General features: G+C 63.5%; 8 protein-coding genes and 1 pseudogene. 6 read left to right on the top strand and 3 right to left on the bottom strand.

Annotated features, from left to right (window positions below; all coding sequences use genetic code 11):
* The 3 genes and pseudogenes from AKL29_RS44480 to AKL29_RS06875 all read left to right on the top strand — a co-directional run.
* A pseudogene (locus AKL29_RS44480) lies at positions 1-130 on the top strand (NAD(P)H-dependent glycerol-3-phosphate dehydrogenase); the annotation flags it as partial.
* 117 nt (positions 131-247) lie between these two features.
* Positions 248-1,360, top strand: coding sequence for an alpha/beta hydrolase (locus AKL29_RS06880; RefSeq protein WP_050383553.1), 1,113 nt, complete (start codon positions 248-250; stop codon positions 1,358-1,360).
* Positions 1,361-1,509: 149 nt separating this feature from the next.
* Positions 1,510-1,923, top strand: a complete 414-nt coding sequence (locus AKL29_RS06875; RefSeq protein ID WP_050383552.1) for an EVE domain-containing protein — start codon at positions 1,510-1,512, stop codon at positions 1,921-1,923.
* A gap of 159 nt (positions 1,924-2,082) precedes the next feature.
* On the opposite strand, the gene AKL29_RS06870 is transcribed toward AKL29_RS06875, so the two are convergent.
* Positions 2,083-3,261 (bottom strand): DNA topoisomerase IB, encoded by a 1,179-nt coding sequence (locus AKL29_RS06870; RefSeq protein ID WP_028337402.1) that lies wholly within the window; start codon positions 3,259-3,261, stop codon positions 2,083-2,085.
* A gap of 772 nt (positions 3,262-4,033) precedes the next feature.
* Here AKL29_RS06870 and acs point away from each other — a divergent pair.
* Together acs and AKL29_RS06860 are read left to right on the top strand one after the other, a co-directional pair.
* Positions 4,034-5,986 (top strand): acetate--CoA ligase, encoded by a 1,953-nt coding sequence (acs, locus tag AKL29_RS06865; protein ID WP_050383621.1) that lies wholly within the window; start codon positions 4,034-4,036, stop codon positions 5,984-5,986.
* Positions 5,987-6,324: 338 nt separating this feature from the next.
* Positions 6,325-6,852 (top strand): L,D-transpeptidase, encoded by a 528-nt coding sequence (locus AKL29_RS06860; RefSeq protein WP_050383551.1) that lies wholly within the window; start codon positions 6,325-6,327, stop codon positions 6,850-6,852.
* Positions 6,853-7,170: 318 nt separating this feature from the next.
* Here the strand turns inward: AKL29_RS06860 and AKL29_RS06855 are convergent, their stop codons facing one another.
* Together AKL29_RS06855 and AKL29_RS06850 are read right to left on the bottom strand one after the other, a co-directional pair.
* A complete protein-coding gene (locus AKL29_RS06855; protein WP_050383550.1) occupies positions 7,171-7,668 on the bottom strand; it encodes a thermonuclease family protein in 498 nt (165 codons plus the stop codon).
* Positions 7,669-8,148: 480 nt separating this feature from the next.
* Complete coding sequence (locus tag AKL29_RS06850) at positions 8,149-8,376, bottom strand: DUF1674 domain-containing protein (RefSeq protein WP_050383549.1); 228 nt, start codon at positions 8,374-8,376, stop codon at positions 8,149-8,151.
* Between the two features lie 175 nt (positions 8,377-8,551).
* Between AKL29_RS06850 and AKL29_RS06845 the strand changes: the two genes are divergently transcribed.
* Positions 8,552-9,557: RsmB/NOP family class I SAM-dependent RNA methyltransferase (locus AKL29_RS06845; protein WP_244481788.1), on the top strand; the 1,006-nt coding region annotated here is incomplete at its 3' end.

Genomic DNA, 9,557 nt, shown 5'->3' with positions numbered 1-9,557 from the left:
GTGCGAGCTCGCCGCTGCGCAGAAGGTCGACATGCCGGTGTCAAACGCGGTCGCCGCGATCCTGGGCGACCGGCTGACCGTTGACGCCGCAATCGAAGGCCTGCTGACGCGGCCGTTCAAGGCGGAGTAACGCACGTCACGGTCGCGCGTGGCGGAGCTTCACGATACGTGCGCGCCGTACTAGCGTGGCGGCGAACCGTCGGATCCCGGTCCAACAAATCGAAAAGCGGATCCCAAGGGAAAACCCATGCGTCAACCGCATCGCGCCATCCTTTCGATCAGCCTCGCCGTCGCCCTCACCGCCTCATCCGCCATAGCCCACGCCCAAACGGCCGCCACCTACGACGACCTTGCCAAGAGCGAGGCCGCCGCCAATGCCGACAACGGCAAGCGGGTTGCGCCGCTCAAATCGATCGGCAATCCAACAGCCGACGTGTCTTCCGAGATGCAGGCAATGATCGGCGCGCCCTATCCGCCGCATTTCAACGCCGATCCCAAAACCCCGGCGCAATGGAAGGAGTTGATCGATCGCCGCGCCAAGCTTCTGATCGCGGGCATTCCGGCGCTGAAGGCGAAGCTCGGCGTCAAGGTCGAGGAGACCAAACTCGCCGGCGTGCACTGCTACATCGTGACCCCGAACAAGATCGCGCTCGAGAACAGGCGGCGCCTGCTGATCCACGTCCACGGCGGCGGCTATGTGTTCGGCCCCGGCGAAGCCGCGCTGCCGGAAGCCATCATGATGGCCGGCTTCGGCGGCTTCAAGGTCATCTCGATCGACTACCGGATGCCGCCGGACTTCCCTTATCCCGCGGCGTTGGACGATGCGATGGCGGTCTGGAAGGAAGTTCTGAAAGCGCACGAGCACCGCCGGCTTGCGATCTTCGGCACGTCGACCGGCGGGGCGATGACGCTTGCGATGGTGTTGCGGGCGAAGGATGAGAAGCTGCCGCTGCCCGCAGCCATCGCACCGGGCACGCCATGGTCCGATATCGACAAGATCGGCGACAGCTACGCGAGCAATGAATGGGTCGACAATGTGCTGGTGACCTGGGACGGCTGGCTCGGCCGCGCGGCCAAGCTTTATGCAAACGGCACCAGCCTGAAGAACCCCTACATTTCGCCGATCTATGGTGACTTCAAGGGCTTTCCGCCGACCATCCTGACATCGGGCACGCGCGATCTGTTCCTCAGCAACACGGTTCGCACGCATCGCAAATTGCGCCGCGCCGGCGTGATCGCCGATCTCAATGTCTATGAGGGTCAGTCGCACGCCCAACACCAGTTCAACGTCGACGCGCCCGAGACGAAGGAGGCGTTCACCGATATCGCCAAGTTCTTCGATCGATATTTGAAACAGTAGGTGCCGCGCTGCGCTTCTCCATTTGATGCGTTTTCTTCACGCGAACCGGCACCCACTTCGCTTGAAAACGCTCTGGATCGGATGCCCGCGCTTGTCGCGGGCATCCACGTCGCTGTAGATTGCGGCGCAATCGAATGGGGTGAGTTGCGATGAATTACTGGCTGGTGAAATCCGAACCGTCGGTCTGGTCCTGGGACCATCAGGTCGCCAAGGGCGCGAAGGGCGAGGCCTGGACCGGTGTGCGCAACTTCACGGCACGGCAGAGTCTCGTCAACATGAAGAAGGGCGACAAGGCGTTCTTCTATCATTCCAACGAGGGCAAGGAGATCGTCGGCATCGCCGAGATCATCAAGGAAGCCTATCCCGACCCGACCGACAAGACCGGCAAGTTCGTCTGCGTCGACATCAAGGCCGACAAGCCGCTGAAGACGCCGGTGACGATGGCCGCGATCAAGGCGGACAAGAAGCTCGCCGACATGGCGCTGGTCAAATATTCGCGGCTTTCGGTGCAGCCGGTGACCGCGGAGGAGTGGAAGTACGTCTGCAAGATGGGCGGGCTGTAAGCAAACTCTATCGTCGTCCCGGCGAAAGCCGGGACCCATAACCACAGCCTTGCATTGTTGAAGCACGCTGGGGCCCCAGCTCACTCGATCTCGTGCTTTGGTGGTTTTGGGTCCCGGCTCGCGCTTCGCTTGGCCGGGACGACATAGAATTTGCGGCCCTTACGCCCCGGCCGCCATCACCACCTGCGCCAGCAATTGCTCGCGCTTGCTTTGGGTGCGGTAGCCTCCCATCGTCGCAGCAAAGCGTTCGAGGATGCCGTCCTCGAACGCGGTGACGATGGTATCGTGGACATAGCTCTTGCGGCAGATCGCCGGCGTGTTGGACAGCTGGTCGGCGGCGGCGCGGATCGCGTCCAGCACCTGGCGCTTGCGGCCGCGCTGGCTGGTGGCCGGCGTGATCCGCGACAGCGATTCCACGACGACCGCCGACGCCATCAGGGTGCGGAAATCCTTCAGCGAGATCTTGATGCCGGCGATCTCGCGCAGGAACGCGTTCACCGCCGTGGTCGAGGCGGCCCGCACCACGCCGGAGCGGTCGTAATACTGAAACATGCGCTTGCCCGGGACGCCGCGCAGGATGCCGATCGCACGCACCAGCTTGGCCGCATCGCATTCCTTGCGCACGGCCTTGCCGCCCTTGGCCTTGAAAGTCAGAACCAGGGAGTCGTCCTCCAGCGTGACGTTGGATTTCAAGAGCGTGGTGGCGCCGCGGGTGCCGTTGAGGCGCGCATAGGATTCGTTGCCGGGCCGGATCGCGGTACGCGCGATCAGCTCGATCACCGCCGACAGCGCGAACTCGCGCGTCGGCTCGTCGCCGGACAGGAACGCCGAGACCTTGCGTCGGATCTTCGGCAGCGCGGCCACCAGCTTGGCCAGGCGATGCGCCTTGCGCTGCTCGCGGACCTTCTCCCAGTCGGCGTGATAACGATATTGCAGCCGGCCCGCGGCATCGCGGCCGACCGCCTGCAGATGCGAACTCGGGTCGCTGGAATAGCGCACCTGGCGATAGGCCGGCGGAACCGCCATCGCGTGCAGCCGGCGGATCGTGCGCGCATCGCGGACGCGCGAGCCGTTGGCGCGGACGAATGAATAGGTCTTGCCGCGCTTGATGCGGCGGATGGTCAATTCGTTCTGGTCGCCTAGCCGCAGGCCCAGATCGCGCGCCAGTTCTTCAACCGTCGTTCTGATGGCAGCGGACGCGTCGAGCTTGAGCGTCGATGGCGATCGCAGCTTTGCGCGTGGCGTCTGCTTCGGCCACTGGCCCAGTGCCTTTGCCAAGGCGACAGCGGGATCGGCGGAAACGGGCCGCACAGCCGCGATATTCTGCTGATCCATCATTATTCTCGCAAGACGCCTTGTTCCGCTGTTCTCCCGGTAATGCCGTTGCTTCGGGCTTCGTTCCGGTGGGCCGTCTGGCCTCGGTTTGGCGATTTAGGGCGTCGGGGCCGACATTGCGAGTCGCGAATCAGTTATTGAAGGTGTCGAATTACCTTTCATGGGTGCCATTCGCCCGCTAACGTTGATTTTGGGCTGCCCGGGATCGGACAAAATGACGCGAGCGCGGTACCGGAAACCGGCGTTTGAACGCCGCTGTCGGACCACCGCGATCCCCAGATCAGGTCAGCGACCTTGCCCTTTCGCACGCCGCTCTCGCCGGGGCGCGGCTCGAGTTCGGCAGCCACGGGCCGGTCCAACCGCTAGCCGCAATCAAGGATTATGCGGTCACGAACGTGTTGACACAGCTCATCGCGGCGGCGTCCGACAATCCGTTCAATTATCCTGAAGCCGTCCATCAAATTCAGCGTCAGCACATCGTCATCGCACGCGGCACTGCTGCGGTGGCGGCGAACGTCGCAGAGAACGACACCACTACGACCAAGAGACCAGTGACCCCGAGCAGGCGATGGCGCATAGGTTTCTCTCGTCGATGCGTTGCGGTAAGCCGTCCTATCACAAGCGGAAGCCGGCGGACTATCCGGCGGCTTCAACGCGACGAAAGTGACAGTCCTTTTTCCTTGCCGGGCCGGAATGCGGCAACGCATAATCGCGGCAATGATCAAGACGGCTTGCCGTCGCGTCGTTCGCGATCGGCAATGAGTGGAGGAAAATGATGTCCGAGAAGATCTATGACGTGTCGGCCGACTGGGCCAAGCGCGCCTATATCGATGACGCCAAATATCGCGAGATGTACGCGCACTCGGTCAAGGACCCGAACGGCTTCTGGGCCGAGCACGGCAAGCGGATCGACTGGATCAAGCCCTTCACCAAGGTCGAGAACGTCTCCTTCGCACCGGGCAACATCTCGATCAAATGGTTCGAGGATGGCGTACTGAACGTCGCCTGGAACTGCATCGACCGCCATCTCGACAAGCGCGGCGACCAGACCGCGATCATCTGGGAGGGCGACGATCCCTCCGAATCCAAGCAGATCACGTACCGCCAGCTGCACGACGAAGTCTGCAAGATGGCCAACATCCTGCGCACGCGGAACGTCAAGAAGGGCGATCGCGTCACGATCTATCTGCCGATGATTCCGGAAGCGGCCTACGCCATGCTGGCCTGCGCGCGGATCGGCGCCATCCATTCGGTGGTGTTCGGCGGTTTCTCGCCGGACAGCCTCGCGCAACGCATCAAGGACTGCGACTCGAAGGTGGTGATTACCGCCGACGAGGGCCTGCGCGGCGGCAGGAAAGTGCCGCTGAAGGCCAATGTCGATGCCGCCATCGCCAAGACCGGCGGCGTCGATTGGGTCGTGGTGGTGAAGCGCACCGGCGGCAAGATCGACATGAACCCGACCCGCGACCTCTGGTATCACGAGGCCGCTGCCATGGTGACGACGGAATGCCCGGCCGAGCATATGCACGCCGAGGACCCGCTGTTCATCCTCTACACCTCGGGCTCGACCGGAACGCCGAAGGGCGTGCTGCACACCTCGGCCGGCTATCTCGTGTTTGCGTCGATGACGCATCAATACGTGTTCGATTATCACGACGGCGACATCTATTGGTGCACCGCCGACGTCGGCTGGGTCACCGGCCACAGCTACATTCTCTACGGGCCGCTCTGTAACGGCGCGACCACGCTGATGTTCGAGGGCGTGCCGAACTATCCGGACAATTCGCGCTTCTGGAACGTGGTCGACAAGCACAAGGTCAACATCTTCTACACCGCACCGACCGCGATCCGCGCGCTGATGCAGGGCGGCGATGAGCCGGTGAAGAAGACCTCGCGCAAATCGCTGCGCCTGCTCGGATCGGTCGGCGAGCCGATCAATCCGGAAGCCTGGGAGTGGTACTACCGCGTGGTCGGCGACGACCGCTGCCCCATCGTCGACACCTGGTGGCAGACCGAGACCGGCGGCATCCTGATCACGCCGCTGCCCGGCGCGACCAAGCTGAAGCCCGGTTCGGCGACACGGCCGTTCTTCGGCGTGGTGCCGGAGATCGTCGATGCCGACGGCAAGACGCTCGACGGCGAGACCTCGGGCAATCTCTGCCTGACCAGGTCATGGCCAGGCCAGATGCGCACCGTTTATGGCGACCATGCGCGCTTCGAGCAGACCTATTTCTCGACCTACAAGAACAAGTATTTCACCGGCGACGGCTGCCGTCGCGATGCCGACGGCTATTACTGGATCACCGGCCGCGTCGACGACGTCATCAACGTATCCGGCCACCGCATGGGCACCGCCGAGGTCGAGAGCTCGCTGGTCGCGCATGAGGCGGTGTCGGAAGCCGCCGTCGTCGGCTACCCGCACGACATCAAGGGCCAGGGCATCTACGCCTATGTCACACTGATGAAGGGCACCGAGCCGACGGAAGCGCTGCGCAAGGAGCTGGTCGCCTGGGTCCGCAAGGACATCGGGCCGATCGCCTCGCCGGACCTGATCCAGTTCGCGCCCGGCCTGCCCAAGACCCGCTCCGGCAAGATCATGCGCCGCATCCTGCGCAAGATCGCCGAGGACGAGTCGTCGAGCCTCGGCGACACCTCGACCCTTGCCGATCCGGCCGTGGTCGACGACCTCGTGCAGAACCGTCAGAACAAGAAGGGCGCGCCGGCGTAAGGCCAGCAGCAGCAAGGATCAGAAGACCAAAGAAGGGCCGCGCGCGATCACCGCCGCGGCCCTTCCCGTTTCCTGCAACGGGCGCTTCACGGGATTGTCAGAGGCAAGGCGCGATTGAGGCGCGTTTGTGGCCAAGTGTTGTTTCCAGGTCATTTACTTTAATCCGAACTTTTCATTCTCTCCCGCCATCAGGACGTGTCTCGCGGCCGGTGTGAAACCACCCGGTTAACACACGCGGTTAATGTTGCGTGCGTGAGACCGGCAGGCCCGGTTTTTCAAGGGCTCTGCATCTTCGTTTTTGGCTTCCTCGCGGGAGCTGTTGGGAAGTGGAGAGGTTGATGTCGATGAAGTTTGCGGTGGCGCTGGCTGCCACGGCTGCTGTTACCCTTGGCGCGGTTGTTTTGACGTCGCAGGCGGCCGAAGCCCGGCCGGAAATGGTGGGAATGCACGGGGACACTTATTCGCCGGGCACCATCGTAGTGAAGACCAACGAACGGCGGCTCTACCTCATTCTCGATTCCGGCCATGCGATGCGTTACCCGGTCGGCGTCGGCAAATCCGGCAAGCAATGGGCCGGCACCACAAAGATCGACGGCAAGTATCGCTACCCGGCCTGGTCGCCACCCGCCGAGGTGAAGCGCGACAGGCCGAGCATCCCGAACGTGATCGCCGGCGGCTCGCCGCATAACCCGATGGGCGTCGCTGCGATGACGCTGGCCGGCGGCGAATACGCGATCCACGGCACCAACGTGCCGGGCTCGGTCGGCGGCTTCGTCTCCTATGGCTGCATCCGCATGCTCAATACCGACATCACCGATCTCTATTCGCGCGTCGAGGTCGGCACGACCGTTGTCGTCACCCGCTGATCAGGCACAGCGTCTCGTCCAAGGAGAAGCCGCGCGGATGCGCGGCTTTTTGTTTGCCCGACCCGGTTTGACGCTGTCGCCTAGCGCGCGATGAGTTTTGGTGGAATCGGCTTGGCGCGGTCTCGGTTCACCTCTCCCCGTTGGGCAGAGGTCGGATTGCGCCTGGCGATGCGAAGCATCGTCCAGCGCAATTCGGATGAGGGCTCTTGCTCTCTCGATAGACCGTGCCCCTCACCCGATTTGCTGCGCAAATCGACCTCTCCCAAGGGAGAGGTGAACTTTCGATGCCGTTCCAGCTCAACCTAACCTCATCAGGCTCTAGCGCGCAAAATATCCGCACCAACCGAACCGGTGTCCGCCATTGTAGGCGCGGGCATGGCCGGCGGCGAGCAGAGCGGCCGAAACATTGTCGGTCTTCCTGGTCGCGACGTCGGCGACGACACGTCCCTGGTATTTGTCGGGACCGACATTGTAGATCGCGACATCGCCCTGGCCCAGCAGGTCGCGCAGCGCCACCGTCGCTGCTTGCGCCATTTGCAGTTCGCGCGCACACGACGCCTTCAACTCCGGCGCATCGATGCCGCGCAGCCGGACTCGCGTGTACAGATCCGGGCCCGGCGGGAAATGCACCCGCGCCTCGAACGTGTCGCCGTCGATCGTCCTGATCACATCAACGTTGTGCCTGATGTCGGGCGCGCCGGTCCGCTGCCAGATGATATCGGTGTCGCGAGACCTGCCGAGCGACCAGGTCGGCGGCAAATGCACCCATTGGCGGATCGGCAATGTGCTGCCCACGGCGATGCCGAGAACGAACACCCATGGCAGCGCCGCCGAGACGCGCCGGCCCCAAGGGGTCCGGCGGAAGGGCGGACGCCCCGTCCCACGATAAGGATTTATTCTCTCGTGAGGGGACATATTCCCAATTATATACTTAAGCAGATGGCGCTCAAATTTCTTCGTTGGCGTCGTCGTCAGAAATGAAAGGGAAGTTTGCCTGCCGAGGTGCTGGGATGAAATCTAAGACTTCGGCAAACCCTGCGGGCCGTTTGTCTTTGAATAGGACAAATCCTATTCGCATCGGAATTTGTTGCATCTTGCGCAACTGCGCCGCAAGGGACTTGATCCAAATAATTTGGAATTTCCCACCACGACCATCGCAACGAATCTCGCAATGACCATCAAGGTAACACCAGAATAGGAATTAATGTGCTGGTTTTGGTGCGTCATCTCTATAAGTAGGGACATATTCCCAGATCGGCCTAGTCGGGCCGTCAAGCAAGGCGCTCCAAGAGACTCTCAGAAGTCCGAGGCGATGCCCTTGGTCTCCCAATCGCCGTAACGCGTCGGTTCCGGCCCCTTCGGACCCTGGAACTCCTTCGGCCGCGCCGCCACGTTCTGCGCGGCCGCCTCCTCGGCAGCCTTGCGCCGCGCCGCGGCCTCGGCGAGCGCGCGTTGCGCGGCCGGCGTCAGCGGCTTGCGCGGCGCCGCCTCCGGCGGCGATGACAATGGCGATTTATCAGACATGACAAAACTTTCTGCCTGCGGATTCCGTATCTCTGTGCTGGCTCAGTGACGACATCACGATCACGAAATCCCGCAAGGCGATTCTTACATTTGGCATATTCGCATGCCAGAGGTGGTATGGAGTTGATGGGCATGAGCCGAATGTAACTCAGCACCTTCGAGATATCTCCGCTTCATGCCTCCTTCAAGATTTGCAGTACCTGCCGAAGTCCCCGGTCTCGCGGCACGCCGCATCGCGGCCGACATCCTCGATGGCGTGCTGCACAAGCACCGCACGCTCGACGACCAGCTCGACGGCGCCGGCGCGCATCCCGGCCTGAAATCGCTCGCCGATCGCGACCGCGCGCTGATGCGCCGGCTGGTGTCGACCATCTTGCGCAAGCTCGGCACGCTCGGCCATCTGCTGTCGCGCCTGCTCGATCGCGGCATCCCGACCGATGCGCCGCGCGCGCAGAGCGCGCTCCTGATCGGCGCGGCACAGATTCTCTGGATGGACGTGCCAGACCATGCCGCGGTCGATCTCTCGGTGCGGCTGGTGCAGTCCGACCGGCGCGCCGCGAAATATGCCGGGCTCGTCAACGCCGTGCTGCGCCGCTGTGCACGCGAAGGCCAGGGCCTGATCGACGAGATCAGCATGCAGACGCTGGACCTGCCGCCATGGATGCTGGCGCGCTGGAACGCGCATTACGGCGAAGCCACCGCGCGCGACATGGCGCTTGCGCTCGGCCACGAGCCGTCGCTCGATCTCACGGTGAAGTCGGACGCGGCGCAATGGGCGACCCGCCTGCACGGCGAGACGCTGCCGACGGGAACCGTGCGCACGCTGCTGCAGGGTTCCGTCACGATGCTGCCCGGCTTTGCCGAAGGCCAGTGGTGGGTGCAGGACGCCGCCGCCGCGCTGCCGGTGCGGCTGTTCGGCGACATCAAGGACAAGGCGGTCGCGGATCTCTGCGCCGCGCCTGGCGGCAAGACCGCCCAGCTCGCGCTGGCCGGCGCGCACGTCACCGCGGTCGATCGCTCGCCGGCGCGCGTGGCGCGGCTGCGCGACAATCTCACGCGTCTGGCCTTGCAGGCCGAGACCGTCGTTGCCGACGCCGCCGAATGGCCCGCCGAGGCCGCAAGCTTCGACGGTATCCTGGTCGACGCGCCCTGCAGCTCGACGGGAACCATCCGCCGCCATC

Source organism: Bradyrhizobium pachyrhizi (assembly GCF_001189245.1).
Lineage (GTDB): Bacteria > Pseudomonadota > Alphaproteobacteria > Rhizobiales > Xanthobacteraceae > Bradyrhizobium > Bradyrhizobium pachyrhizi.
This window is presented reverse-complemented; position numbering and strand designations above follow the sequence as displayed.